This window comes from Methanosarcina barkeri 3, assembly GCF_000970305.1.
GTDB classification, from domain to species: Archaea; Halobacteriota; Methanosarcinia; order Methanosarcinales; family Methanosarcinaceae; genus Methanosarcina; species Methanosarcina barkeri_A.
The window spans coordinates 4110836-4136563 of the sequence record NZ_CP009517.1; the positions used below are offsets into that span (position 1 = coordinate 4110836).

A 25728-nucleotide genomic window follows, 5' to 3' on the forward strand; every position below is an offset into this window, starting at 1 on the left:
TGAATATTATCTTGAGTATTATCTTGAATATTATCTTGAATATTATCTTGTGCTCTAGGCTTTAATCTTAGTAAAAGCCTGCAAAAACGACTAATTAACCCCGTCTTATTACAATTAACCTGATTAAAGAATATTTTGTTCTTTTTCTGGAAGTGAGAATTATGAGTGAGCTTGAGATTATCGAAGCCGCGCTTTTTGCTGCTGGCAGGGCTGTAAGCCTCGAAAAGCTTACAAAAATTACAGGAAAACCAAAAAAAACAGTTCTTTCAGCAGTACAGAAATTGACAGAGGCTTATTCTTCCCGAGGATCCGGGATTGAGATTCTTGATCTTGGAGAGAGATATGTTATGCAGGTCAAACCTGAATACTCCGAGCTTATGCGGGAAGTAGCCCCAAAAGAGCTTTCAGCCCCAAAACTTCGTACCCTTTCCATGATTGCCTATCATCAGCCCCTGCTTCAGTCAGACCTCATTGATATGAGAGGAAGCGGAGCCTATGACCATATAAAGGACCTTATAGAGCGAGGTTTTGTAGACTCTGTGCCTTGCGGGAGAAGCAGGCAGCTTTCTACAACTCCTCTTTTTGCAGATTATTTCGGGCTTAAAAGAAATGACCCTAAAGCCATAAAAGATAAAATCCTTGAACTTTTGAGATTACAGGCCGGGCAAAGTGATATCAACCTATGGATAGGAAGGAAGACTATTGCCGTGACACCTATGTACGAATCTCTTATGAGCATGTGCGGAATTAAGGAATATTTCATAGCAAATGCTTACTCGCCCTCAAAGGAGGAAATTTCCCGGCTACTTGAAACCGATGTAGTCATTATCTCGGCAGGTTATTCCGATACTGTAAGGCAGTACTGCGACGGAGAAATCCTTGAGATGCGTTCAACAACTTTTGAAGACCTTATAGAAGCTCTTGCCCTACTTGCGGAAGAACTTCCCGATGAAGTAGACTCCGAAATGGTGGAAAAAAGCGTTGAGAAAATTAGAGAAACCAGGGAAAGATATGTTTCTTCGGCTGTCCTTATCGAGAAGAAGGTTAAACCTGCAACTGAAATGGTTTCAAGAATCGTAAACGATCTTTCCCTTGGAATTTCCGCAGACGGGGTTCTTATCGCACCTGACTATGGAGTTTCGAAAAGTGGGATTAAGATCGAAAAGGATGCTCAGATCCTTATACCCACACACCGTAATGTTGAGGGTGATCTTCTTCAGAGAGTCTGTGCAAAGTATGACTCTATTCTCGAAGGTCTTAAGAAGTTTGAAGACTAAATTACCTTATAAAATATACAAACTCCCTCGTCCCCACTTATTTTTTCCAAATGACGCGCGTTCTTAATTTAAGCTTTTCTATGGCCTTTATATTCTATATATAAACCATTTATATAGTAACCTGGGTATTTAACTATAGCTTTATATACTGGTTAGAGGATATTACCTTTGCTTTATATACTGAGGGTTGACTAATGAGCGAATCTAGCATCAAGATCGAAAATGTGGTTGCATCCACTAAACTCGCTGAAGAATTCGACTTAACTGTTATCGAATCCCAGTTCGAAGGAGCCGAGTACAACAAACAGAAGTTCCCCGGACTCGTTTACAGGGTTTCAGATCCTAAAGCTGCATTCCTGGTCTTTACTTCCGGTAAGGTTGTCTGTACAGGGGCAAAAAATGTTGCCGATGTACATACAGTTATAGGCAATATGGCGAGAAAGCTGAACAGTATAGGGATCAAGACCATAGAGAATCCCCAGATTACTGTCCAGAATATTGTTGCTTCAGCAGACCTGCATACTATTTTGAACCTGAACGCAATTGCAATAGGGCTTGGACTTGAAAACATTGAATATGAGCCCGAGCAGTTCCCTGGTCTTGTATACAGAATTGATGAACCCAAAGTAGTTGTGCTTATATTCAGCTCCGGAAAACTGGTAGTTACAGGTGGAAAATCTCCTGAAGACTGCGAGAGAGGAGTTGAAGTCGTCCGCCAGCAGCTCGACAACATGGGGCTTTTATAAGAACCCTCAATATATTGCATACAACCTTTACTGGAAGTAAAGTAACCGATATAACTTATACAATAAAATGGACTTATACAATAAAATTAATTTATACAATAAAACGGGTTCTGCGATGCGCGTAGAGGTTCCGGCAAAGGATATGTGTGAGACGTGAACAGCACAGATGTTTGCATTCTGATTCCCACCCTGAACGAAGCTGCAACAATAGGGCAGCTTATTAAAGACTTCAAGCAGGAAGGCTTTTCCAACATTCTGGTAATTGATGGAAACAGCAAGGACGGCACTGGGCAAATCGCAGAAGCTGAAGGCGCAAAAGTTGTCATGCAGACCGGAAAAGGTAAAGGGCAGGCAATGATTCAGGCTTTCGAGCTTATAGAAAGCCCTTACATAATAATGGTTGACGGTGACGGAACATACCTTGCCCGAGAAGCTCGCTCCCTTCTAAGGCCTTTACTGGAAGATAGTGCCGACCATGTAATAGGCAACAGGCTGGAGAATTACTCCAAGGGAGCTTTTACGAGGCTCAATCTTGTGGGCAATCATCTTATAAACATGTTTTTTGACGTTGCATATGGCGTAAAATTAAAAGATATCCTCTCAGGTTACCGTGCGTTTACGCTTGAAAGTGTAAAAGAACTTGAACTTAATAAGACAGGTTTCGAGATAGAAACCGAAATTTCTGTAGAATGTATTCTTAAAAAACAGAGGGTCGAAGAAGTTCCTATCACTTATTTACCGAGAAGTAAAAAAGGCGCAACCAAGTTAAATCCGGTAAAAGACGGATTCAGGATTGGATCTACAATCTATAGGCTTGCAAAAATGCACAATCCTATGTTCTACTTTGGGATAATAGGTTCTATCTTTATCCTGACAGGGCTGTTCACAGGAATCTTTGTTGTAATTGAGTGGTGGTCCCGTGATATCACTCATAACCAGCTTTCCGTTTTAACAACACTGCTAATTGTGTTCGGCCTTCAGATGTATATATTCGGACTCTTGAGTGATTTCATATTAACTCTCCATAGGCAAACAGTCCGTTTAATTATGGAGCAGAACAAACAAAAGAAATAAAAAATTTCTATTTTTTCAGTCTATGTTTTTTGATTTTAAGTTAATGACTTTTTGAAGCTAAGAGGTCATTAAAACTGTTTAGCATCAATTGTCTTAACGATTTTTCCTTATTTTTAGAATGAGCATAGCTTATGTTTCCAAAAGGTAACCTGGGATATAAAGCCTGGTAAAAAAATAACTGATTGTAATTACCCTATAGATAATTTCTGCCTAAAAAATCTTAACTAATTTTTGATCCTCTTGTCTCCAATACATAAATGTTCTTTTATCCAAAATTGTTAAAATTTTAGCCCGAAAACTTATAAAGAATTAATTCGAAGTAAGGAGTGTAGAGTTCAAACAAAAAATTTAAAAGTTAACTTGAGTTTCATACGTCCAGAGGCAAGAGAATCATAGACATTACAGTATCTGCTTACAGTATCTGCTTGCAAACGTTGAAACTGTACCTTAATTCTTAGAGGTAAACAAAATGTTATTAGTTACACAATTTGATATTGATGCGGATATTATAGATGTTCCGCAAACAATAGTAGAAGACGCTGAATATTATCAAGATCAATTTCTCAAATGGCTTTACAACAAATCTGTCAACCATTCATACTGGTATTATAAAGACGGCAAGAAGTATGGTTTGGTGTATCGTTCCGATGCATTTGTAGAATGGTTGAATAAGTATCCACTAAAAGAAAATAGTCAAAAGGCAAAGATTGTATCACAACATTTGAGTGAGTATGAAAAAGCCTTGCCGATTTTGTTCTATTGAGAGAGCAATAAACATGACGAAAAAAGATCGATATTTTATTGCTCTATTTTTAATTCTTGTTGTCGGGGGTATTCCCATGAGCATTATTCTCCATTCAATCTATATGGATTCAATAGATTGGAGAGATAGAGGTCAACGGTATAATTGCATATATGACGTCAATGTAGGGGGCCTTTCTGGAAGGGACGTATTAGGGCCTACCGTAATAATGGTTCCAATTCCTGCAACTAAAGAAGGCAAATTTTTTACTCCCCCTGCTCAGAAAAACCCTTGTTTTACTCAGGAGATAATGCACGAGATCGATAACTGGCCTGAACAATACCGCAAAGGTCCTTACTTTGAAAATGCAACTGAAACCTTTGACAACAAAACAACACCAGGAGGTTGGACAACCTTTATTGCAGAAACTGAGAAAGGATATATGCTTGGATTCAGGACAAATGAATCCAGGCTTCAGGATATTTCTTTTAGTGCAAATTTTGTTGCAGACTATTTTGATATTTTTGATCCTATAAGTAACGGAAGTCCAATATTATTCCCAGTTGAAAATATTTCGAATATTTCTGTAATCCCTTATGGAGAATACACCAGGTATGACTCAAATCCGACTTATGACAGTTATGTCTATGTAAGTGAATGTAGACAAGGAGCACCGATATATTTCCACATCCGTTTGGAAGCAAATAATGACCCCGGGGAGTGGCCCAGGGAATACAGAGGTCAATATTTGAACGAAATAAAAGAAACTACTAGTGGCACAGGCTTTTTAAAAGCCAAGGTTACTCTGGGACAGGAATTTTATTTTATGGCAATACCTGAATAAGTCTGAATATTAACTACAGTGTTTTTGTGGAGTTCAAGCAAACTTTCCAGGACATTTGAACTCCACAACTAGTAGTAAATAAATGGTTTTTTGAAATAATACAAGTATCAAATAGCGTAGAAATTATGTGAATTTATTATGGCAATGTTTACCAATATATTTGCCAAATAGATAATAGTTCAAAATAGTAAACTAATTTTTGAATATAGAAAATTGAGGTCTTGTGTTTCTCCCGTTAGACTATCCATATTATGCCTCATTTTACTATGAACCTTGCCTTCTTCACCCATCAAGTTAAAACAAATTTACTTGTTTTTTACTCAATGAATGTTTAGTAATTATTTATAAAATATTTATTTTAATCACATATCTTATATTTTCCAATAACTATAGACATTGAAGTAAAGTAAACTTGATTAAGGTTAAAGTTAATTTTTTAAAAAGTGTTATATATAATTACGCGCCTTTTATGATCTAACTCACCCTTGCCCTAATTACAAACTTATCTTACAGACAGATCTTACAGACAAATTCTATAGATTATCAAAATCTTGAGGTTAATAATATGACGATCGTGGAAGATGCACAAAAAGGGATTATCACCGAAGAAATGAAGATTGTTGCAAAGGACGAAGGACTTGACCCTGAATTCATCCGTCGTGGGGTTGCAGCCGGAAGAATTGTTATTCCAACATCTCCATACAGACAGGTAAAAATCTGCGGTATAGGAGAAGGTCTCAGGACCAAGGTCAATGCATCCATTGGTGTATCCTCGGACATTGTTGATGCAGATATGGAAGTTAAAAAAGCTCAGGCGGCCGAAGCTGCAGGCGCAGACACACTTATGGAGCTCGGAACTGGCGGAGATTTCCTTGCAATTAGAAAAAAGGTCATCGACAGCATTTCTCTTTCAGTGGGTTCAGTACCTCTTTACCAGGCTTTCATTGAGGCTGCAAGAAAATACGGTTCAATTGTGCATATGACCGAAGAAGAACTCTTCAAGGCAACCGAAGACCAGGCAAAGCTCGGAACCAACTTCATGGCAATCCACACAGGAATCAACAATATCACCATGGATCGGCTTAAAGCCCATGGCAGGTACGGTGGCCTCTGCTCCCGTGGTGGTGCCTTCATGACTTCCTGGATGCTCCACAACGAAAAGGAAAACCCTCTTTATGCAAACTTTGATTATCTCATTGAAATCCTCAAGGAGCACGAAGTAGTCCTTTCTACAGGAAATGGAATGCGTGCAGGTGCAGTCCACGACGCAACTGACCGTGCCCAGATCCAGGAACTCATTATCAATGCCGAACTGGCTGATAAAGCCCACAAACAGGGTCTACAGGTCATTGTCGAAGGTCCGGGTCACGTCCCTCTAGACCAGATCGGAACCAACGTAAAACTCATGAAGGAAATGAGCGGTCACAAGCCTTTCTACATGCTCGGTCCACTTGTAACTGACATCGCACCCGGTTATGACCACATCGTAACCGCAATCGGAGCATCTGTATCTGCATCATACGGATGTGATTTCCTCTGCTACGTTACTCCTGCAGAACACCTGGCTCTTCCAAACCTCGAAGATGTCATCACAGGAGTCAAAACCTCCAGGATTGCAGCTCATGTAGGCGATATGGTGAAATATCCAGACAGGGCAAGAGAACAGGACCTTGCGATGGGCAGGGCCAGAAGAGAACTTGATTGGCAAAAGATGTACTCTCTTGCAATCGATCCAGAACACGCAAAAGAAGTTAGGAACAGCAGGGCTCCCGAAGATACAGATGCCTGCACAATGTGCGGTAACTTCTGCGCCCTCAAGATCGTAAACCAGAACTACAACCTTGCAAAATAAGCAGGTACTGGTAACGTAAAGTAAAGCCTTCGGGCTTTACTGATCTCATCTTTTAAACGTTTGTATGTTCTATTTTTCATTGCGTTTTTTCCAGAACGAGTTCTCTCTCCGGTTATTAATTTCTAACCTCTGCAGTAAGTTTATTCACCAAATATCATTTTCTAACCTCTGCAGTGAGTTTATTCACCAAATATCATTTTCTAACCTCTGCAGTGAGTTTATTCGCCAAGTTATCGAATAAACATTTTTACTAGAAATAAACAACTACCTGTAACTGAGATACGGAAGGAGAACAAAATGTACTACGACATAATAGAATCCCCAATCGGTCCCATTCTTCTGGCAGGAGATGAAAAAGGGCTGAAACACCTTAATTTCCTGCAAGGCAAGAAGAGAATAGAAGTCCCTGCTGACTGGGTAGAAAATAAAGATTTTTTCAGGGAGGCTGCAAGGCAGCTTGAAGCTTATTTTTTGGGGGAACTCAAATCCTTTGATCTTAAACTGGCTCCTGAAGGAACGGATTTTCAAAAGTCAGTCTGGAAAGCTCTATGCGAAATCCCTTATGGGGAAACTCGAACTTATAAAGAAATAGCTGTATCTATTGGAAAGCCAAAGGCTTATAGAGCGGTGGGACTTGCAAATAACAGGAATCCGATTGCAATAATAGTGCCCTGCCACAGGGTCATAGGCTCGGATGGAAAACTTACAGGTTATGCCAGTGGGCTGGATGTAAAAGAGTTTTTATTGAAACTTGAAGAAAAAAAAGTTTGAGATCAGAAAAACAAAAACTTATCTCGTTTTTCTGTATTCCTTTTTATCTATCTGTGAATCATTTCCGTTATTTTTTATTATTCTCTAAAGCAGGTTCTGGAATGGACTCTGCAATTTTCAGCATCTCGGCCTTTTCAAGGAAACCACTCAGGGTCATTTCAAATTCTCCAATATTCCACGCAAGGAGTTTGAACTCTCCAAACTGGTTGGTATATTTTCCTTCCTTTCCGTTGATACTTATATTTTCAGCTGTCTGTGCGAGCATGACATCTTCTTCAGGCTTATCTTCGTAAATGGTTTGTGTTACATGGAAAAATTCATCTTCTTTCTGGTAGTTAAGAATTACAGTCTCGTGACTCTGGTCTTCAAGAGCTGTCTTGTAATCTATCATCGTGTAGTTAAGCGCATAGCCTTCGGGGATGTATTCTGGGACAAGTATTTCAAAACTGGCTTTTTTTCTGGCTTCTTCAAGGCTCATTTTTTCAGGAACTTCGAGATTGTTCAGATCAATAACTTTTATTTCTGCTCCTGCTGGAACCTCAAACTCAAATTCGGAATCCGGAATTCCAGTATTTACTTTAAGGTTGCTTATTTCCGTTTCTATCATCAAGTTTCCTTTGCTGTCATATATCTTACATTTAAGAGCCATCCAGGTCTCTTTATCCACCCACATTTTTGTGCGGGAAACCAGGCTGTGATTTTCTTCACTCTTTGCTTCCAGTTCAGCTTCAAGGACGTATGCACTTCTTCCGTCTACCTCTTCGATTCCCAGGAGTGAAACATTTGTTTTATTCAAAAAACCTTCTATGAGCCCGACATAATCACTTTCATTTATAAGTGGTTCTTCTGGTAGTTTAATTTTTGTGACGGTATTTGTCCCTTCGTCATAACTCCATAAGAATTCTCCGTCCGAAACCGCTGCAACTTCTTCTTTTCCCTGTTCTATGGTCCAGCTCTTCATCATCCTCGGTTTTTTGCTTATTACTCGCTCTTCATTTTCCTGAATCTTTTCCCCATTAGCATAAGTCGCCGTATGCATTATACAAGAATAATCTTTGATGCTTTCTCCTTTTTCCTGCATCTTCGTTGCGATCTCTTCTGCACTGAGCTCTTCTTCGCATCCTGATGCAAAGAGAGCCAGGCTAATTAAAATCATTAATGATAGCACTTTTGTCTTTTTCATTTCCCGGTCACTTTCCAACATTTTGTACATTTAGTATAATCGCCTGTATCTCTTCACATCTTAATATTCTTTTTTGATTCAACATATTCTGAAATAGCAAAAAAGCAGAATAATATTCATGTCCGTTATTTCCCTTGCCACTGATTTTGGAGACCTATATCCAAGAGCGATAAAAGACGCGATTCTCGGAATTAATCCCAACGTGTAGATAACTGATGCAACCCATTAAATCCGTAGGGCAGAAATCCTGGGAGGTGCCTTTGCGCTGTACCCACTTGTTCCTTATTTTCCGGTTAAAAGCGTGCACGTAAGTCTTGGAGTTACAAATACACAATCATCTATCGGGAAACAAAAGATTTCCCGGTTAGAGGAGCTCGCAAACAACCGGAACCCAATTTCAATCAATAGTGCCCTGCCATAGAGTTATTGGGGCAAATGGAAAACTTAAGGATTTGCAAGTGGACTAGATATAAAGGAATTTTTACTACGGCTTGAAAGTGAGTACTGAGAGATCCTTGAGTGCCATGATATATTGTAAATAAAAAAATTTAATTACCAGAACACTTATAAAACTCTATAGTATTTTTTAAGAGATACAGAGAGTTATTTTTCTGCTTATGATGCAAGTAAATATTATTCGTCGTTTTGATTGAAGAGCGGAATGATTCTAAAATCGCTGGTAGTACCATGGATAAAGAGATAGTTACTGAGAATTTATCTAAAAAATATGGGAATTTCGAAGCTGTGAAGAATGTTTCGCTCAGTATCAAAAAAGGGACTATATTCGGACTTCTAGGCCCGAACGGAGCAGGAAAATCCACTACTATTAAGATTCTTACCTGTCAACTTCCTCCTACCTCAGGTACTGCATATATCGGAGGACTAAACACCGTATCGGATGCAGTAAAGATAAAAAAGAAAATCGGAGTTGTTTTTGAGTCTCAAAACCTGTATGAAGAATTATCGGTGTATGAAAACCTCAACTTTTTTCGCAGGTTATACAATTCTCCGAAAAAAAGAATAAGTGAAGTACTGAAAGCCGTAGGAATGGAAAGGTATCAAAAAGACAAAGTAAAGACTTTTTCAAAAGGCATGAAACAAAAGATAATGATTTCTCGGGCCCTTCTCAATGATCCCGAGGTTTTATTTCTTGATGAACCCGGAAGCGGATTGGACCCACGTTCTGCAAGGGAAATAAGGCAAATGATTCTTGATCTTAAAGAACAGGGAAAAACAATCCTCATAACGACACATAATATGGAAGAAGCCGATTTTTTATGCGACTATCTGGCTATCATACATAAAGGATCTATAAGAGATATGGACACTCCTACAAATCTGAAAAAAAGGTATGGGGAAGATGTTCTAATAATCAAGACCGTAAAAGGAGATATTTACGAATCGCCGCTAAATACAAAAACCAGTAGCGACATCTATGAGAAACTCTCCGAAAATAATCAGGTGTCCTTTGTACATTCGAAAGAGGCTACAATTGAAGATGTTTTCATAAAACTGACCGGGGAGAAATTAACTGATGAATCTTAATGTTGTGCTGGCTATTTTTAGAAAGGACTTGATAACATCGGTAAAGAGCAAGAACTTATTGATAATACTATTAACTCCGGTTTTTTTGTCTCTTCTATTTAATTCTACGATTTCATTGACTGATAACACTGTAGTACCTGTTGCAGTTTATGATGAAGGTTCCAGTACCGATTTCATTGAATATCTAAGTTCGAGAAGTAACTATGATGTAACTATTGCAGACTCTGCCGTTAAGTCCGAAGAGTTACTTTATAATCAAAAGGTTGCAGCCGTTATGCTTGTGCCGGAAGGCTTCAGTGCAGGTATAAAAAGCGGGCTCACTCCTTCCCTGAATATCATTGTCAATCCGTATGAGGCAAAATCAGTCGTATTTTTGCAAACTTATAAAGATATCATTATGGACTTTACAGGACAGAGATATCCGGTGAATATTACCTTAAATATGCTTTCTGGAAACCTGCAGTCAAGGTTCAACATCCCTGTGTGGATTATGTTTACCGTAATATTTGTTGGAATGATGGTTTTACCCAATACGCTGACTACAGAGAAAGAGAAAAAAACCCTTGACGCAATACTTGTGTCACCAGCTTCGGAAAAAGATGTGATTTATGGCAAATCGCTTTTTGGACTATTTTTGACAATACTCATATCCCTCGTTATAATTATTATAAACAGAGGTTTCGTCGGAAACTTCCTACCGGTTACAATTTTTATAGTTCTTGGTTCTGCAGTATTCACAGGTCTTGGGCTTCTGATTGCCAGTTATGCTGATAATTACTCTTCAGCATCTCTATATTCCACTATTTGCATGGCACCCATGATTTTGCTTGCCCTGCTGGCCGATTTGTCCCGAGAGATCGGGTATATCTCCCATCTCGTACCAAGCACTTACGTATTTTACGGAATAAAAAGAGCTATGTTGAATAACTCCGGAATATCTGATCTTTATCCTGAGATTGGAACCCTTCTCATATTTAACATTCTTGTATATGCGCTGACATTTCGTGTTCTCAAGAAGAAAAGATATTCTTGAGAACACGGATTAGAACTGCCCGATTTTATTATTCCAGCCTTTCTTGAGATGAACAGGGGTCAGTGCCTAACCTAAGCTCAGTTGCTTCTCAGCTCAGTTGCTTATATTGCCGTTGAAGGAGTTGAATTATTCTTCGAGAAATTCTGCGTTGTTACATTTATCCATAGGTTAAGATTTCTGTAAGGTATACTGACATTCTCTTCTAACATGTCCTTTTTATCGTTATTATAGAGCAAAAACTGAAGTTTCATGTTTGTTCCCTCGAAGAGAGGAGTTATAGTGACTGCTTTTTCCAGGGTCTCATTGTTCCCGAGGCATATTTTTTTCCAAATATCCGACAAAGGTAGAGGCATGTCCTCGAGCTTGACTTCCAGCGTATAGTTTACGGGTTTCTGCTCATGATTTATAATTCCTATTATTACAGTCCCATTTTCCCCGAGTACATAGTCGATAGGATAATTTTCAGCTGTTCCATCAGGACCCAGAATATAAAATTCGGTAGAGGGTTCCTGTAAGGATTCAGAACTCTGTTTGACGTTCATTATTTCCTCGCAGCCCGATGCAAGAAGAGCAAGGCTTATTAGAATCAGTATGACTAATCTCCTTATATACATCATCCGTCTCACTGCGTCTCCAAGTTCCCTAAAAATTTTTATTTTTGACTATTACATCCTCACATCTTTATATAATTTTTCAGTCCTGCATATTATAAAATAGAAAAAAACAGAGTAATATTTATGCCTTTAATTTCCCTAACCACCGATTTTGGAGACCTCTATCCCGCAGCCATGAAAGCCGTAATTCTGGGAATAAACCCTGCTGTACAGATTGTTGATATCACTCACTCCATCCGACAGGCAGGAATCCGGGAAGGAGCTTTTGCGCTTTACTCCCTTGTTCGATATTTCCCGCAGGGAACCATACATATAGGCGTTATCGATCCCGGAGTCGGAACTTCACGCCGCGCTCTTGCCATTAAAGCAGGCTGTGAAGGAGAGGAACAATTTTTTGTCGGCCCTGACAACGGTCTGTTGATCCCTGCAGCTCGCAGCCTTGGAAAAATGGAAGTCTACGAAATCACAAATCCTGAACTTATGCTGAAATCAGGAGTTTCTGCAACTTTCCATGGCAGGGATATTTTTGCACCTGCAGGGGCCCGTCTCTCAAAAGGCACACCTATCGAGGCTGTAGGACCGAGAATTTCGGACTTTGTTAACCTTGACTTTGAAAATTTCGGAATTGACGGTCCCTTCATTATAGGTGAGGTTATTTTTGCAGACAGCTTCGGAAATGTTATTACCAATATCCCGGAAGAAATAGTTTTAAAATTCTCTAGTTTTGGCTCACAGATAGAAATAAACAGCAGAAGGATCTCCTTTGTTCAAACCTATAGTTTTGTAGGGGAGAAAGAGCCCCTTGCCCTTATAGGCAGTCACAGATTCCTGGAAATTGCCGTAAACAAAGGAAATGCTGCACGTCAGTTCGGACTTAAAAGCAGAGATCAGGTAGTAGTAAAGACTGTATGAAAATGACCGTATGAAAATGACCGTATGAAAATGACCGTATGAAAATGACCGTATGAAAATGACCGTATGAAAATGACCGTATGAAAATGACCGTATAAAAAATGGCTGTATAAAAGCAGACTAGCAATTCTAGATCAATTACTTAGATCAATTATTTAGATCGGCTTTTTTAGATCGGTTTTTTTAGATCAGATCAGTTATTTTTTAACTTTGCGATTTCCTTTGCAGTAAAGCTGAAATGGTTTTCTTTCTCAAAAGTCAACAAGATACTTAATTCAGCGGAATTTTTATATAACTATCCGGGTACAGGCAGTCTGTTGAGAATGAAACTGACTTCCTTGAAAACTTACAAGCTTGAAGTTTTCTTTTTATTTGCTCTGGTTATTTTGAGCATTTTTACCCTCTCAGGAAATGGAAATGCAGATAATTCTGCAGCAAGCTCTGGGGGAACTTTCTGGCTTCCCTCAACAGTAATGCAATCAGTAGCCGCATTGTATGCCGTGTTTATTGCTATTTTCATATTATCTCTGCAAAGCAACAGGGACAGCACTAACTCAATTGCCAACCGTATAAAACCGCTTCTGAAGATAGTATCATATACAGCAGCAGGGACAATATATTTTAACGGACTGATACTGATTGTTTTTAGCTTTGGCTCATTTTCCGAAGCCAAAATGAAACTTCTACTGATTTCCTCTCTTATTTCAATGGTTCTATCCCTTGTAGCCATCGTTTACTCCTCTATGAACCTGTTAAGCAACGTTTCGGGTTTAAAAACCTCTTCTGAAAAGCTTTCATACATTTCGGATCTTCTTAGAGGACAGGAAGAAAATCCTGTTAACCCACTTAAACAAAGCGAAAAAGATACACAATTCTGCATCAAAGCTCTGGAAGACGAAAATCCTGAGGTCAGAACAATTGCAGCCGAAGCCCTGGGCCAGGCAAGAGGCCCTGAAGTAGAGAAGGCACTTCTTGGACTCCTTGAGGACAAGAATTCAAGAGTAAGAATAACTGCAGCCAGAAACCTTGGTCGGATAGGAACAGAAAATGCATCAGTGCCGTTAATTAAACGATTGGCTGTAGACAAAGACCCTGTGTTCCGAGCGTGTGCTATAGAATCCCTTGGGAACCTTAAAGACAAACAGGCAATTGAACCTTTAATTAAGAGCCTGGACGACAAGGTTCCCGAAGTCAGGATAACTGCAGCCCGTTTCCTGGGGATTTTAGGTGATGAGAAAGCTGAGGAAGCCCTTATCGCAAAACTGGATAAGAGCTCTCCAGAACTGCAAAAACAGATAGTATTGGCTCTGGGGAGCTCTGGCAGCAAAAAACCCACAGGACTCAGTAGTAAAAAAGCCGCAGAAGCCCTTATCCGCAAACTAAGAAATAAGGACCCCGAAATTCGAAAGTGTGCTGCCGAATCCCTTGGAAAACTGGAAAATCCAGAATCAGTAGCCCCACTTCTCAAATGCCTTGATGATACGAATCCTGAAGTAAGAAATGCTGCTGCTTACTCTTTAGGAACTCTTAGAGCTGAAAAAGCAATAGACGCTCTTCTGGAAATGCTGGCCGAAGAAGATTCCGAACTCCGAATCACTGCAGTCTATGCCCTTGGGAATATAAGCAGCCGAAAAGCCGTTGATGCACTTCTCGAAACTCTCAATGACAGCAACCCCTGGGTCAGACGGTACGCCGCCGAAGCCCTTGCAAAAATAGGTGATCAAAAAGCAACAGCTTCCCTTGTCAAAAACTTAAACGATCCTGACCCTGAAGTCAGGTGGGCTACGGCTGAAGCTTTAAGGGTACTGGATAAGCAGAACTCAAGGTAAAAGAAAATTATACCTTAGCTTCCTTTCGTGCTCCCGAAGCGAAATTCGGGTAGTTCAGCCCTCTTGAGCGAGCAAAGAGAGCGAAAAGGGCTTCGTGCTCCCGAAGCGAAATTCGGGTAATTCAGCCCTCTTGAGCGAGCAAAGCGAGCGAAAAGGGCACCGTCCTCCCGAGACGGGACTCGGGAGGCGGAACTCGGGAGTTACATCCACTCGTAATGCATCAGAACTTCAGGGTTAAAACTCTGCATCAAACTGTTTTCCGTATATCCGAAAAAGAGGCAGCCACTGCAATTTTCAACAATTTCCTTTCTGTGTTCTTCCGAGTTTTTCCAGACGCTCTCAAAACCGTCCCAGATCACGTTTCCAAGGGATTCATTATGCACACGGCAGGTTTCCAGAGTGCCGTCATGCGTCACATTCATAATAATCCCGCTAGCTCTGCATTTGTAGTCCATTTTTCCGTCCCTGACCATTTTGAGATAGGTTTTGGAATTGATTATAGGGTAACCCTGCTTCTTAAGCTCGATTATGTGGTCAACTGTACAGTGGAACTTTTCCTTATTTCGAATCCCGATATCGTTCCAGATCTCATCACTGATTCCGGGAAACTCGTGGACAGGCTCGAAGGAAACCTTTACTCCCAGCTTTTTTGCAAGTAAAATAAGTGTCTCGATATCGTCCAGGTTTTTTCCTGTTAGCACGCAGTTCATCAAAATGGGATTTTTCTTTTTCTGAAGTTTTCTAACCTTAATAGCTTTTTTTAGACCCTTCAATAGAGTTTCAAAATCCATCCTGCGGATTTCTTTATAACTATCTATTCCATCCACTGAAACCGAAAGGTAGTCCACATCTCCAAGCTCTTCCGCTCTCTCGTAAAGTAGTTTTCCATTTGTGACCATGGAAGTGATCAAACCGATTCTTTTAGCATGTGCCATAATATTAGGCAGGTCTTTTCTAAGAAGAGGCTCTACGGTCCAGGCATTATAAACTCCGATTCCGAATTCTCTCGCATCATTTAATAATTTGAAAATCTCTTCTTTGGTCGGCTCTTCTCCGGTTTTCTTCCAGTACTCACAGAATTTGCAGCGCATATTGCAGCGGGCATTTACACCATGGGAAAGGACAAAAGGACGCTTTCTCACACGGATCTGCCAGAGCGCTCTTGAAGCCAGGATAGGATCAAATCGGGACATGGAACTCTCTTATATATTTTTTTGTGGAAGACTGCTTATTATTCATTATCTCTTCTATTATAACCTTTTTTTGGAGAACTGGTTTGTAACATATTTTTCGGCTCCATCTAGCTTACTGACTTATGAGCCGAAGTTCGTGGATAATTTGTTAAACCGTTTAAACCTGGAGAGTGATCAGATATGATATTAAAGTAAGCTAAGTCAAAGTTATCTGCCAGGAATCGTGTGAAAATTCCTTGTAAATAAATATAAATTGAGTTAATTGCTAATTTACTCATAACTAATTTTAAGTAGATCCAATAGTTACCGGATTTAAAACGATTCCAGAATTCCTGTATGTTATTGCTCTAACTAAAAAACATATTCCTATAACCGGCATCACAATGAGCCAATAAAATGCCTGAAAAGCGACAACAGCATCAAAAGTAGGCCCTCCTCTTGAAAGTGCATGTGAAAGTCCACTGAGCGTGAAGAAAAGGAGTAACATCGAAAGCATACTCGCTACAGATGAAACTGCAAGATATGCATTCATCGAGTCAGGATGTCTATTCATAGATAAGAAGACCAGTGCCGAGAATGGGGACAGTAATGCCATAAATAGCATCACGAGTGTTTCTGCGATGCCGATGTGGTCACTAAGAAGTTCTCTACCACTAAAAATAACCCAAAAATTTACGATAACCAGTATAAATAGAGAGATGCTTAACGGGACTGCCAGATACCATCTGGGTAGTACTTTTCTTGCTTCCACCAAAAAAAGAACGGAACCCAAAAATGAAATAATGCTCATTAAATTTATAAAATCAATAAAAGACAGATTTAATGTTGTTATCAATGAGTAGCGTATATAGCTTATTAACATTAGAGCCCAGTACATCATAAAGATAGCAGACATCAATGCCAGTGCGATTTTTATCCTCATCAAATCATCACCATAAATTTCCACAACAAATGTTTTCAAATTTCATATGTCTTGCACCACACTGGCAATTGCAGATTTAATTATAGTAGGACTTACGCAGTCGAACCAAGAAATTAACAGTACTAAATCTTTGACATAACTAATTTTGAGTAGACCCAACAGTTACCGAGGTTAAAACGTTTCCAGGATTTTTGTACGTTATCGCTCTAACTAAAAAACATACTCCTATAATTGGCATCACAATAACCCAATAAACATATGGAAAAAAAAGAAGTGGTTCATAAGAGGACCATTTTAAAATTTCCTGGATTATGAGGAAAAGGGAAAACATTGAAAAAATACTTACTACACATGAAATTACAAGGTATACGTTCATCGAGTCGGGATGTCCATTCAAAGACAGGAAGACTAGTCCAGAGAATGGAGACAGTAAAGCCGTAAGTATTATCCAAAATATTTCGGCAGTGCTTGTAGGGTCACCAAAAGGAAATTTTTCAACATCAAAATAAATCCAAAAGTTTACGATAACCAGTGCAAATAAAGAAGCACATAACGGGACTGCCAGATACCATCTGGGTAGTACTTTTCTTGCTTCCACTAAAAAAAGAACGGAACTCAAAAACGAAATAATGCTCAGCAACTCTATAACTAAAATAGGTCTACGAATTAATTGTAATGGACTTGAAAGAAATATATAACCTAATAAAATTGCAATCCAGACCATCATAAAGACACCAGACATCAATGCCAGTGCGATTTTTATCCTCATTAAATCATCGCCATAAAATATAAAAATCGGGTGAAAATTGTTCACCCTATCAGGTCATAGAATTCGGTTATTGATCCTTCGTCTCCTGCTGCACTATCTACAACCCTCAGCCGCCAGTTGTGCACATTCTGGAGGCCTTGCACGTGTACTGTAAGCTGGAGGTTACTTCCTCCCTGATGGTCCCATATCTTCTGTTCTAAGTACGTGGATGATGATGGGTCCCACCGGCCTATCCATACTTCCAGGTCGCCTTATTTAATCAGGATTCACAATTTTTTAAATTACTAGTTTTAAAAAATCTTCTCAAGTATATGTAAATTTTACATATACTTTAAACAGTTAGCTTTAAGATTATAAATTATTTTCTACTAATAAGTTTAATTCAGCCACAGTTAAAAATGATGAGTCAGTTTCAAAATCTCAGCTTATCTTGAATATACCTAAGTAACTTCTTATTTGCTTCTTTAGATACCGGATTTTGGAAAACCAGTTTATTTATTACAGAATATTACAGAAAACAACCTAATAATTTTTAATTGTCCAGACTAAAAATGAGTTTTGGTAATGAGTTTCGGCACCTTCTCTCAATAACCCTATTATTCTTTTAGTCTCATTATATTCTGTTTTTAAGTCAAATAAAAGGGATATTATACTGTAGTATAGAGAACCAAGTAGAAAAGAGAAATATTTTTAGAAAATAAGTATTTTAAGAAATAATAAAGAATTCTACAGTAAAACCAGCTAATTCTACGTTATTAAACTACTACGAAAGTTTCTATTGAAAAAAAGAATGCTCGCCGTAGGGCGAGCTGTAGGTATCAAAGTTTTATTTGTGTTTATCCGAAGAGAGCACCGAGGCCGGCCATTCCGTCTTCTTCGGCGTGGTCTTCTTCCTCTTCCTTCTCTTCTTCAGCAGGAGCTTCTTCTGCTGCTGGAGCGGCTGCGGCTGCAGGAGCGGCTGCGGCTGCAGGAGCGGCGAATGCGGCCTTTGCAATTGCTTCTTCTATGTCCACGCCTTCAAGGGCTGCGACAAGGGCCTTTACTCTAGCGTCGTTAACTTCGATACCTGCTGCCTGGAGAACGGCAGTGATTGCGTCTTCGGTAATTGCTTTACCAGCGTTGTGCAATAAGAGAGCTGCATATATATATTCCATCGTTAATCACCTAATTTTAATTATCGTAATTTATTTATCCGAAAAGAGCACCAAGACCGGCCATTCCATCTTCTTCGGAGCGGTCTTCTTCCTCTTCCTCTTCTTTCTCTTCTTCCTTTACTTCTTCTTTCTTCTCGGGCACTTTGGCTGCTGCGGCTGCTGCGCTTGCAGCTGCTCCGAGAACTTCCCTCAGTTGGTCATCCACAGCATTTGCATCTTTGTCTGCGGCTTTGGATGCAACGGATGTCATCTGGACGTGAGCTTTTGCCAGTAAGGTGTCCATGACTCCTGAATCAAACACGACAGCATTGACACCAAGGTTCTTTGACTCTGCAAAGGCTTTTGCCAGCAGGGTGCCGATTGTTGCGCTTGTCGGGTATGCAGTGTTGACAGCGAGGTTGAAAGCGTTCTGGGCTGCTCTGGTAATGTCAGAGAAGTACTGGCTTTCATCAATTGCAAGGAGTTCCGGCTCGTAAATTGTCCCATTGTCATAAGCGGCTCTTAAGTCCAGCCCTACAATGAGAGGGTATATTTCCAGCTTTGCAAGCATGGTTGCGAGCTTCTGAGGGACTGCCTCACCTGCTTTACAGACAACCTTAGTTTCCTTTACTGCAACTTTTCCTGCGTCTATTGAAGCTGGAATTCCTGCACTCTGGAGTTCTCCGAGAATCGGACCAGGTGGGAAACTGGTAGGTCCTTTCTGAACAATAATGTCCTCAGGAGCTATTGCACCTCCTTTAATAGGAGAAGGAGTTTTTGTCTGTTCTAGCACTTTGTAAAGTTTGAAGGGACTTTCATTAGTAAATACCAGAGCAGTCTGCTTGTCAAGGTATTTATTCATCTCGGGAATGCTTTCTCCGAGCTGGTTTAAAGCCCGCTCAGTAAGGGTGTTCCTTGAAACCTTGAGCACTGCAACATCTTTAAGGTCCCTGCGAATTTTCTGGATCTTGGTCGCAAGAATACCTTCGATTCCGACCATCCCGAAAACCTTATGGGACTGAATGAGCTCCATTATATTTTCGATCTCATTCTTTTTCCACTCTGGGACGTGCTCCGTGTGATGTTTCTCCTCTGCCATTTACACCACCCTTTCGGATTTTCCCATAGTTGTCGTGACATAGACTGTTCTCAGGTTGTGCTTGCCTTTGTCCAGTACGCGTTCCAGCCTGGACACTATAGTCTCAATGTTTTCGGCAAGGTCATCGGGATTCATATTCCTTCGGCCAACAGGCACATGGAAAGTGAGCTTGTCTTTTGACCTCAGTCTGACCGCATTCTGCTTACTCTGGATAAGTTCGCCTATGTCTTTGTTAGGTAAAAGCGGAATAGGCATTTTCCCTCTGGGTCCGAGAACAATACCCAGGTTCTTACCAATTATCGGCATAAACTGGGTTTCTGCGATAAAAAGGTCACATTCATTTGCAAGAGTCCTGGCTTGGTTTTTATCAGCCGCCAGTTCGTCGAGCTCAACGTCAGAAATAACATACGCAGCACCGGCAGCCTTTGCTCTGAGGCCCACATCACCTTTTGCAAAAACACCGATCTTCAGTTCTTTTCCGAGCCCGTGAGGAAGAATTACTTCTTCATCAACTCTGTTCTTCGGTTGGTTCATGTCAAGATTCTTTAAGTTAATCGCCAGGTCCACGCTTTCAGAGAAGTTGCGTTTTGGCGATTCTTCAAGAAGTTTCTTGACAGCTTCCAGTATACTTTTCTCTGCCATCTTGTTCCTCCCCGTAGTGTTTGAACTACATGTCCAAGCAGCCTTTTCGGCTTACTACGGTTGGTTTTAGGGCTTTCCCATTAATCCGGATTATTCTGTATTCTTGACAATAAGCAACTAACAACTGTCTTACAACTGCTGTATTTTTTATTTATTGCAAAGACATACAAGGTTCTTGAGCTATTAGTGCTATCCAATTTAAAACTATTGGTGATGGAAGAAATTCCGGATTAAATAGTAAAGGGAATGGAAAGGTTTACCACTCCTCACCGGCAAGCAGATCATCGAACTTGCCCTGATCGAGTGCCTTTTGGCTGTCTTTAGCCTTAACTCCCTCTACGGTCACGCCCATAGGGACACAGGTACCTATTACCTCTTTCATTGTTGCCTTGAGATCGTAAGAAAGTACGTCTTCTTTCTTCATGCGGGCAATCTTTGCAACCTGCGAAATATTGAGGTTTCCGACAACTTCGCTTCCTGCATTTCCTGACCCTTTTTGAATCCCTAACTCTTTCATAATAAGGGATGCAGTGGGTGGAGTACCTACTTCGATCTCGACATTTTTCTTGTCGTCAACAATTACTTTTACAGGAACCTGCATGCCGTTATAGTCCCTGGTTTTCTCATTGATCTTTTCGACCACTTCTTTTATGTTGACCCCAAGAGGACCAAGTGCCGGACCTAAAGGTGGTCCAGGATTTGCTTTTCCTCCGGGGACAAGTGCTTCAACAATACTTGTCATCTGAGTTTCACCGGTTTTAATAAGTATAATGTTGTAGATCCGTTTAGATCCACTTGAGTACTGGTGATATTAGTTAATAAGCTGGAATTTTCGGTATTTTTTCCATCTTGATGTGGACTTTCACTCATTCTCTTTTTTAAGTATTCTTACAGTATCGCCACGAATCGTGATGGGAATCGGAACCACAGCATCGAACAGTTCCACAGTAATTTCCTCATGCCCTTCATCAACTCTTTTAACCCGAGCTTTCTCGCCTTTAAAGGGTCCTGAAGTGACCTCAATTATAGCCCCTTCCTTGATCCCTGTCACTGTTGGTTTGGGTTTAAGGAAATGCTCAATTTCAGTAATTGAAGAGCTCCCTTTCACAAGAGCCCTTGCATGGGGAATAGTCTGGATTGCCAGTTCTACAATTCCGGGTTTAGGAGCCTCGACCAAGACATATCCTTTTAGCTCATCAGGAGCCAGAATTGCCCTTATATCCAGCTTCTCCTTTTTCGAAATTCTGGCAAGGGCTGTTGCAACCGACCTTTCTTGGTTTGCCGTGGTTTTGATTACAAATATCTGTGAATCCTCACTCATTTGGCCACCCACTGGGGCAACATTGTCAACAGTACGTATACTATAAATCCTATTGCTCCCACAGCCAGAATGCCAACACCTGCAACTTTGGCAATGGTCAAGAATTCTTCCCTGGACGGTTTTCTAGTAAGTTTCAGGACTCTCAGGTGTGCCCGGATTACCTGACCAACGCTTTCTGTATTTATCTTCGGTTCAAACGTGGATTCTACCATCAATTCACATCCAGGTTTTCTTTATTCGATTTATCTTTCTTTAATTTTTGCCTAGAGTTCTTCCTATGGGTTTCCCATTCCTGAAATTCACTTTTCCTAAATATGGAATTTCCGGATTTATATTAAGGAAGGAACGGGCGGTTTATATTATTAATTCCTATTATATGAAGATATCACTGACACGACTTTTAAAATGTCAAAAGATTTCGATGCTTGGCTTATATTATATTCCAGAGTTTTAACCGCATCAGTAAAAATATTTCTTTTTTGATACCAAATTGTATCGGCACCATACGGCATTTACCATAAAAATAGTTTTCGATTGGTTTTTATTCCTATCCCTTATTTTTATTTTAAAGAGAGGAAAACAGTATTTTTCTCCAACCGAAGATTTTAGTCCCTTTTGTCTCTGTATGATCACTCTACAAAATCAATTCCATACTTAAAGGTAATATCTTTGTCGTTTCCGTGACCGTAAATCTGGGCGGATGTTACTCCAGTAACCACGATCATAGTGCGCACTGTCTGCTCGAGATCAGGATCAACCTGTGCACCCCAAATCAGGCGGGCATTTGCGTCTATCCGACTATAAACTTCCTGAACCACAGATTCAGCTTCCGAAATTGTCATGTCAGGGCCCCCAACCACATTAACAAGAGCAGAAGTTGCACCTGATATGTCGACGTCAAGAAGCGGACTGCGTAGAGCTTTCTGTACTGATTCTACAGCTTTGTTTTCCCCGTCGGATTCCCCAAGTCCTATCATTGCAACGCCTCCGTTCTGCATAACAGTTCTAATATCTGCAAAATCAAGGTTTACGAGTCCAGGCTTTGTGATAAGTTCGGTTATACCCTTTACGGCTCTCATAAGAACTTCATCTGATACTTTGAAGGCAGCCTGAAGCGGGAGCCTCGGAACTACTTCGATCAGCTTATCGTTGGGAACAACTATTACCGTGTCTGCGACATCTCTAAGGCGTTCAAGACCGGCTTCAGCATTGGTTCTGCGTACATGACCTTCCACACTGAAAGGCAGGGTGACGACTGCAATCGTAAGGGCTCCTGCATCTCTAGCAGCCTCAGCTACTATAGGTGCTGATCCTGTACCGGTCCCTCCTCCGAGACCTGCGGTAATAAAGACCATATCAGAACCTTCGACAACGCTGTTAATTTCGTCAATACTTTCGATTGCAGCATCTTCTCCAATCTGGGGGAGGCTGCCGGCTCCAAGTCCACGGGTTTTCTTTTTTCCGATAAGAATCTTTTTGCCGGAGCGTATATGAAGAAGATGCTGGGCATCGGTATTCAAGGCAATAAGGTCAGCTCCCTGTATCCCTTCACCCATCATGCGCTGGATGCTGTTTGAACCGCCGCCTCCGCACCCTATCACTTTGATAGTTGTTTTAAGGCTTCTGAGAATCTCTTCGAGTTCGGCGTCAACATCTGAGTCTACTACGTTAGAATAATCTAAATTTGAGTACTCCCTCTGCCCGGCACGTCCTTCCTGGGCAGATCGAGCAAGGGCCTCTTCCACAATGGATCTCATACTACTGTTTTCCTCCATCCTATGGGATAATTTTAACTGGTATTAAAGAATAAATGTATTTTTAGAGGGTAAATGTGTATTTTAACCATCACATATACAGTTTCCAATTTAATAGTTTTCCTGTTCAAGCCTTTAAACTTATAATGTATTTGTTTAATAATTTCATTAAATTCTTATACTTTCTTGCTTAACTTCAGGTTTTTCTCCCATGGCTATTATTACCTGGTCTTATTTATGATAAGTCTGAATCTTTATTAATTTCTTTGATTAAACTGTATATTTTTTAGTGTTTATTTTATTTTTCTGAAGCCTTCCCTGTATTTTTACCTTTCTCTTTTATTAAAAGCAATTATGCTTTTCCTCTGGACTCTCCCAGGATAATACCTGTTGCAATCAAGTGAGCAACCCTCAATGGTTCAGGAATATTGCTTCTTATTGAGGTAAGCTGAATAATCTTTTTAACAGTCTCTATACCTATGCCTGCTCTCTGAATATAAATAGGACTCTTTTCTCTTGATATTCTTTCTACTTTCCCAGCTCGTTTTATAATCGTCCATCGTTCCGCTCCATCTGAGAAATATTTAAGAGCGGATTTTATTTTTTCGAAATCCGGATAGGAACGCATAACTACAACTACGGGAATTCCGGTTTCCCTGTAAAGCATCTGTATATCGACAACATTAAAGCCTCCATAAGTGATTCCATCGAGAATAACCGTTCTTATCTGGCCGTAATGTTTACTCTTTTTTATCATTCTACAGATAACTTCAGTAGCATCAAGCCCGTCTTTTGTGATTTCTGACCGAAGGACTCCGTCAATCCAATTTCCTCCCCGAAAAACAGCCCCGACTATCATCACTTTTTCATTGAAAAGCGCAGAATCGTCTATACCTAAAATTCGAATTTCAGGCTTGATATGAAAATCTGAATTCACAGGTACTTCTATGTATGGATTACAAAAATAGTTTGTCGGTTTCCTATGTGCCTTCTAATAAAAGACTTTTCCAGGAAATTTTCAATTTTCCGGTAAAACCTCTTTATCTCAGACTAAAGTAAAAATAAACCAAGATAAAAATAAGCCCTCAGATGGCTTATATTCGGTTTACCGGAAACTTTTTTTACACGAACATGGTTTCAGGGAGACTGACGGCAGGCATCATTTTCTGCGTATCTGCAGCCATAGAGACTTTATCCACTGCTTCGAGGAAATCTTCCATCTCAATCAGTTCTTTGTCTTTCCTGACCGCAAACATACCTGCTTCGGTGGCGATTGCCTTCAGGTCTGCTCCACTCATTCCTTCGGTAGCTTTTGCAAGTCTCTGAAAGTCAATATCTCCTGCAAGAGTCATTTTCTCACAGTGGATTTTAAGAATCTTTCCTCTTGCCTCTACTCCGGGCATAGGGACATGGACAAGCCTGTCAAAGCGGCCTGGCCTGAGAATTGCCGGGTCAAGGACATCAGGACGGTTTGTTGCTGCAATAATCCTGATATTTTTTCTTTTGTCAAAGCCGTCCATCTCTGCCAGCAACTGCATAAGCGTCCTCTGAACCTCACGGTCTGCCCCAGTCGTTTCATTCAAACGCCTTGCAGCAATTGAGTCCAGCTCATCAATGAAAATAATACTTGGGGACTTTTTCCTGGCCATTTCGAAGATTTCTCTTACGAGTTTGGAACCGTCCCCAATGTATTTTTGCACGAGCTCAGAGCCTACAACTCTAATAAAGGTTGCATTGGTTCTGTGAGCTACAGCTTTCGCAAGCAGAGTTTTGCCTGTTCCCGGAAGTCCATAAAGAAGAACTCCCTTAGGCGGCTCGATACCTATCCGGGCAAATCGTTCCGGCTCAATGAGAGGAAGTTCGACAGCTTCCTGAAGTTCCTGAATTTGCTCATCGAGACCGCCGATCTGGTCATAGTCCACTTCTACGCTTTCAAGGACTTCCATTGCAGCAACAAAAGGTTCTTCCGTAGAAGGAATGACCTCGGCAATAGCAAGCGTATGCTGGTTCAGGGCAACTTTTGCCCCTGGCAACAGTTTTTTCTCATCGATATATTGTGAGACATTAACCAGAAATTGAGGTCCGTTGCTACTTCGGACAATTATCCTATCGTTCTTAATTACGTCGATGACCGTACCAATGATGAGCGGAGAGGTCTTCATCCGATCGAGTTCAGACTGCAGCTTTCGGATCTCTCGTTCGTACTTTATTTTTTGGTTTTCCAGATAACGCTTTTCGGATTCGATCTGGCTGCACTGCTCTTCCAGATAACTGTTTCGGCTTTCAAGTTGCCTCATTCGGTCCTGGACGCTTTCAGTTACTTCCCCCAGCTCTCCAGGCTCGATTCCGTCATACACAGGTCCGGGCTTACCAAGGTGACTGCGCATGCTTTCATCCTTACTTTTGGTACTTTCCGTCATGGAGCTCCGAATAATATTTAAGTTCATACCGTATATAGCGTTTTCGAAGTGAT

At 40.5% G+C, this 25728-nt stretch carries 25 protein-coding genes; 11 read left to right on the forward strand and 14 right to left on the reverse strand.

Translation table 11 applies throughout. The features are described from left to right. Positions 1–161 precede the first annotated feature (161 nt). From scpB to MSBR3_RS16810, 7 genes are all read left to right on the forward strand, one after another. Positions 162–1277, forward strand: a complete 1116-nt coding sequence (scpB, locus tag MSBR3_RS16780) for an SMC-Scp complex subunit ScpB (RefSeq protein ID WP_048109314.1) — start codon at positions 162–164, stop codon at positions 1275–1277. Between the two features lie 194 nt (positions 1278–1471). Beyond that, positions 1472–2023 carry a TATA-box-binding protein gene (locus MSBR3_RS16785; RefSeq protein WP_048109315.1) on the forward strand — a complete coding sequence of 184 codons (552 nt, stop codon included), beginning with the start codon at positions 1472–1474 and terminating at the stop codon, positions 2021–2023. A 153-nt stretch (positions 2024–2176) separates the two neighbouring features. Continuing rightward, complete coding sequence (gene aglJ / locus MSBR3_RS16790) at positions 2177–3097, forward strand: S-layer glycoprotein N-glycosyltransferase AglJ (RefSeq protein ID WP_048109316.1); 921 nt, start codon at positions 2177–2179, stop codon at positions 3095–3097. A gap of 469 nt (positions 3098–3566) precedes the next feature. Continuing rightward, positions 3567–3860: a hypothetical protein gene (locus MSBR3_RS16795; protein WP_048109319.1), complete on the forward strand. Its 294-nt coding sequence runs from the start codon at positions 3567–3569 to the stop codon at positions 3858–3860. Positions 3861–3873: 13 nt separating this feature from the next. Continuing rightward, positions 3874–4683: a hypothetical protein gene (locus tag MSBR3_RS16800; RefSeq protein ID WP_230627564.1), complete on the forward strand. Its 810-nt coding sequence runs from the start codon at positions 3874–3876 to the stop codon at positions 4681–4683. Positions 4684–5248: 565 nt separating this feature from the next. Beyond that, a complete protein-coding gene (thiC, locus tag MSBR3_RS16805; protein ID WP_048109320.1) occupies positions 5249–6535 on the forward strand; it encodes a phosphomethylpyrimidine synthase ThiC in 1287 nt (428 codons plus the stop codon). Positions 6536–6832: 297 nt separating this feature from the next. Next, a complete protein-coding gene (locus MSBR3_RS16810) occupies positions 6833–7306 on the forward strand; it encodes a methylated-DNA--[protein]-cysteine S-methyltransferase (RefSeq protein ID WP_048109322.1) in 474 nt (157 codons plus the stop codon). 67 nt (positions 7307–7373) lie between these two features. On the opposite strand, the gene MSBR3_RS16815 is transcribed toward MSBR3_RS16810, so the two are convergent. Further along, positions 7374–8489 (reverse strand): DUF4367 domain-containing protein, encoded by a 1116-nt coding sequence (locus tag MSBR3_RS16815; protein WP_052723497.1) that lies wholly within the window; start codon positions 8487–8489, stop codon positions 7374–7376. Between the two features lie 687 nt (positions 8490–9176). Here MSBR3_RS16815 and MSBR3_RS16820 point away from each other — a divergent pair. Both MSBR3_RS16820 and MSBR3_RS16825 read left to right on the forward strand, forming a co-directional pair. Continuing rightward, on the forward strand, positions 9177–10034 hold the full coding sequence (locus MSBR3_RS16820; RefSeq protein WP_048109325.1) for an ABC transporter ATP-binding protein: 858 nt from the start codon (positions 9177–9179) through the stop codon (positions 10032–10034). Beyond that, a complete protein-coding gene (locus MSBR3_RS16825; RefSeq protein ID WP_048109327.1) occupies positions 10024–11067 on the forward strand; it encodes an ABC transporter permease in 1044 nt (347 codons plus the stop codon). Before MSBR3_RS16820 ends, MSBR3_RS16825 begins: the two co-directional genes overlap by 11 nt. Positions 11068–11168: 101 nt before the next feature. Here MSBR3_RS16825 and MSBR3_RS16830 read toward each other — a convergent pair whose 3' ends face one another. Next, positions 11169–11684 carry a DUF1616 domain-containing protein gene (locus MSBR3_RS16830; RefSeq protein ID WP_048109329.1) on the reverse strand — a complete coding sequence of 172 codons (516 nt, stop codon included), beginning with the start codon at positions 11682–11684 and terminating at the stop codon, positions 11169–11171. Between the two features lie 120 nt (positions 11685–11804). Here MSBR3_RS16830 and MSBR3_RS16835 point away from each other — a divergent pair, with 120 nt between their 5' ends. Together MSBR3_RS16835 and MSBR3_RS16840 are read left to right on the forward strand one after the other, a co-directional pair. Then, a complete protein-coding gene (locus tag MSBR3_RS16835; protein ID WP_048109331.1) occupies positions 11805–12593 on the forward strand; it encodes an SAM hydrolase/SAM-dependent halogenase family protein in 789 nt (262 codons plus the stop codon). Positions 12594–12916: 323 nt separating this feature from the next. Beyond that, positions 12917–14422, forward strand: coding sequence for a HEAT repeat domain-containing protein (locus MSBR3_RS16840; protein WP_048109333.1), 1506 nt, complete (start codon positions 12917–12919; stop codon positions 14420–14422). A 200-nt stretch (positions 14423–14622) separates the two neighbouring features. On the opposite strand, the gene MSBR3_RS16845 is transcribed toward MSBR3_RS16840, so the two are convergent. From MSBR3_RS16845 to MSBR3_RS16900, 12 genes are all read right to left on the reverse strand, one after another. After that, on the reverse strand, positions 14623–15615 hold the full coding sequence (locus MSBR3_RS16845; RefSeq protein WP_048109334.1) for a radical SAM protein: 993 nt from the start codon (positions 15613–15615) through the stop codon (positions 14623–14625). A 286-nt stretch (positions 15616–15901) separates the two neighbouring features. After that, positions 15902–16576 carry a hypothetical protein gene (locus MSBR3_RS16850; protein WP_052723456.1) on the reverse strand — a complete coding sequence of 225 codons (675 nt, stop codon included), beginning with the start codon at positions 16574–16576 and terminating at the stop codon, positions 15902–15904. 100 nt (positions 16577–16676) lie between these two features. Beyond that, positions 16677–17306 carry a hypothetical protein gene (locus MSBR3_RS16855; protein ID WP_080942450.1) on the reverse strand — a complete coding sequence of 210 codons (630 nt, stop codon included), beginning with the start codon at positions 17304–17306 and terminating at the stop codon, positions 16677–16679. 836 nt (positions 17307–18142) lie between these two features. Further along, positions 18143–18460 (reverse strand): 50S ribosomal protein P1, encoded by a 318-nt coding sequence (gene rpl12p, locus MSBR3_RS16860; protein ID WP_048109336.1) that lies wholly within the window; start codon positions 18458–18460, stop codon positions 18143–18145. A 34-nt stretch (positions 18461–18494) separates the two neighbouring features. Next, the gene (locus MSBR3_RS16865) at positions 18495–19538 is read right to left on the reverse strand and encodes a 50S ribosomal protein L10 (protein ID WP_048109337.1); all 1044 of its coding nucleotides are present in this window, start codon (positions 19536–19538) and stop codon (positions 18495–18497) included. Next, positions 19539–20180, reverse strand: a complete 642-nt coding sequence (locus tag MSBR3_RS16870) for a 50S ribosomal protein L1 (RefSeq protein WP_048109339.1) — start codon at positions 20178–20180, stop codon at positions 19539–19541. It lies immediately after the preceding gene. A 256-nt stretch (positions 20181–20436) separates the two neighbouring features. After that, a complete protein-coding gene (locus tag MSBR3_RS16875) occupies positions 20437–20922 on the reverse strand; it encodes a 50S ribosomal protein L11 (RefSeq protein WP_048109340.1) in 486 nt (161 codons plus the stop codon). 120 nt (positions 20923–21042) lie between these two features. Next, positions 21043–21501 carry a transcription elongation factor Spt5 gene (locus tag MSBR3_RS16880; RefSeq protein ID WP_048109342.1) on the reverse strand — a complete coding sequence of 153 codons (459 nt, stop codon included), beginning with the start codon at positions 21499–21501 and terminating at the stop codon, positions 21043–21045. Then, positions 21498–21713, reverse strand: coding sequence for a protein translocase SEC61 complex subunit gamma (locus MSBR3_RS16885; RefSeq protein WP_048109343.1), 216 nt, complete (start codon positions 21711–21713; stop codon positions 21498–21500). The genes MSBR3_RS16880 and MSBR3_RS16885 overlap by 4 nt, the downstream gene beginning before the upstream one ends. A 417-nt stretch (positions 21714–22130) precedes the next feature. After that, positions 22131–23258 carry a cell division protein FtsZ gene (ftsZ, locus tag MSBR3_RS16890; protein WP_048109345.1) on the reverse strand — a complete coding sequence of 376 codons (1128 nt, stop codon included), beginning with the start codon at positions 23256–23258 and terminating at the stop codon, positions 22131–22133. Between the two features lie 349 nt (positions 23259–23607). Beyond that, the gene (locus tag MSBR3_RS16895) at positions 23608–24192 is read right to left on the reverse strand and encodes an endonuclease dU (protein WP_048109347.1); all 585 of its coding nucleotides are present in this window, start codon (positions 24190–24192) and stop codon (positions 23608–23610) included. Positions 24193–24376: 184 nt separating this feature from the next. Further along, a complete protein-coding gene (locus MSBR3_RS16900; RefSeq protein ID WP_048109349.1) occupies positions 24377–25675 on the reverse strand; it encodes a proteasome-activating nucleotidase in 1299 nt (432 codons plus the stop codon). Between the last annotated feature and the right edge of the window lie 53 nt (positions 25676–25728).

What these genes read in the sequence shown, in the direction of transcription:
- scpB (WP_048109314.1), top strand. Translation starts at nt 162, where the DNA reads ATGAGTGAGCTTGAGATTATCGAAGCCGCGCTTTTTGCTGCTGGCAGG.
- MSBR3_RS16785 (WP_048109315.1), top strand. Translation starts at nt 1,472, where the DNA reads ATGAGCGAATCTAGCATCAAGATCGAAAATGTGGTTGCATCCACTAAA.
- MSBR3_RS16795 (WP_048109319.1), top strand. Translation starts at nt 3,567, where the DNA reads ATGTTATTAGTTACACAATTTGATATTGATGCGGATATTATAGATGTT.
- MSBR3_RS16800 (WP_230627564.1), top strand. Translation starts at nt 3,874, where the DNA reads ATGACGAAAAAAGATCGATATTTTATTGCTCTATTTTTAATTCTTGTT.
- thiC (WP_048109320.1), top strand. Translation starts at nt 5,249, where the DNA reads ATGACGATCGTGGAAGATGCACAAAAAGGGATTATCACCGAAGAAATG.
- MSBR3_RS16810 (WP_048109322.1), top strand. Translation starts at nt 6,833, where the DNA reads ATGTACTACGACATAATAGAATCCCCAATCGGTCCCATTCTTCTGGCA.
- MSBR3_RS16815 (WP_052723497.1), bottom strand. Translation starts at nt 8,489, where the DNA reads ATGAAAAAGACAAAAGTGCTATCATTAATGATTTTAATTAGCCTGGCT.
- MSBR3_RS16820 (WP_048109325.1), top strand. Translation starts at nt 9,177, where the DNA reads ATGGATAAAGAGATAGTTACTGAGAATTTATCTAAAAAATATGGGAAT.
- MSBR3_RS16825 (WP_048109327.1), top strand. Translation starts at nt 10,024, where the DNA reads ATGAATCTTAATGTTGTGCTGGCTATTTTTAGAAAGGACTTGATAACA.
- MSBR3_RS16830 (WP_048109329.1), bottom strand. Translation starts at nt 11,684, where the DNA reads ATGATGTATATAAGGAGATTAGTCATACTGATTCTAATAAGCCTTGCT.
- MSBR3_RS16835 (WP_048109331.1), top strand. Translation starts at nt 11,805, where the DNA reads ATGCCTTTAATTTCCCTAACCACCGATTTTGGAGACCTCTATCCCGCA.
- MSBR3_RS16840 (WP_048109333.1), top strand. Translation starts at nt 12,917, where the DNA reads ATGAAACTGACTTCCTTGAAAACTTACAAGCTTGAAGTTTTCTTTTTA.
- MSBR3_RS16845 (WP_048109334.1), bottom strand. Translation starts at nt 15,615, where the DNA reads ATGTCCCGATTTGATCCTATCCTGGCTTCAAGAGCGCTCTGGCAGATC.
- MSBR3_RS16855 (WP_080942450.1), bottom strand. Translation starts at nt 17,306, where the DNA reads ATGAGGATAAAAATCGCACTGGCATTGATGTCTGGTGTCTTTATGATG.
- rpl12p (WP_048109336.1), bottom strand. Translation starts at nt 18,460, where the DNA reads ATGGAATATATATATGCAGCTCTCTTATTGCACAACGCTGGTAAAGCA.
- MSBR3_RS16865 (WP_048109337.1), bottom strand. Translation starts at nt 19,538, where the DNA reads ATGGCAGAGGAGAAACATCACACGGAGCACGTCCCAGAGTGGAAAAAG.
- MSBR3_RS16870 (WP_048109339.1), bottom strand. Translation starts at nt 20,180, where the DNA reads ATGGCAGAGAAAAGTATACTGGAAGCTGTCAAGAAACTTCTTGAAGAA.
- MSBR3_RS16875 (WP_048109340.1), bottom strand. Translation starts at nt 20,922, where the DNA reads ATGACAAGTATTGTTGAAGCACTTGTCCCCGGAGGAAAAGCAAATCCT.
- MSBR3_RS16880 (WP_048109342.1), bottom strand. Translation starts at nt 21,501, where the DNA reads ATGAGTGAGGATTCACAGATATTTGTAATCAAAACCACGGCAAACCAA.
- MSBR3_RS16885 (WP_048109343.1), bottom strand. Translation starts at nt 21,713, where the DNA reads ATGGTAGAATCCACGTTTGAACCGAAGATAAATACAGAAAGCGTTGGT.
- ftsZ (WP_048109345.1), bottom strand. Translation starts at nt 23,258, where the DNA reads ATGAGATCCATTGTGGAAGAGGCCCTTGCTCGATCTGCCCAGGAAGGA.
- MSBR3_RS16900 (WP_048109349.1), bottom strand. Translation starts at nt 25,675, where the DNA reads ATGACGGAAAGTACCAAAAGTAAGGATGAAAGCATGCGCAGTCACCTT.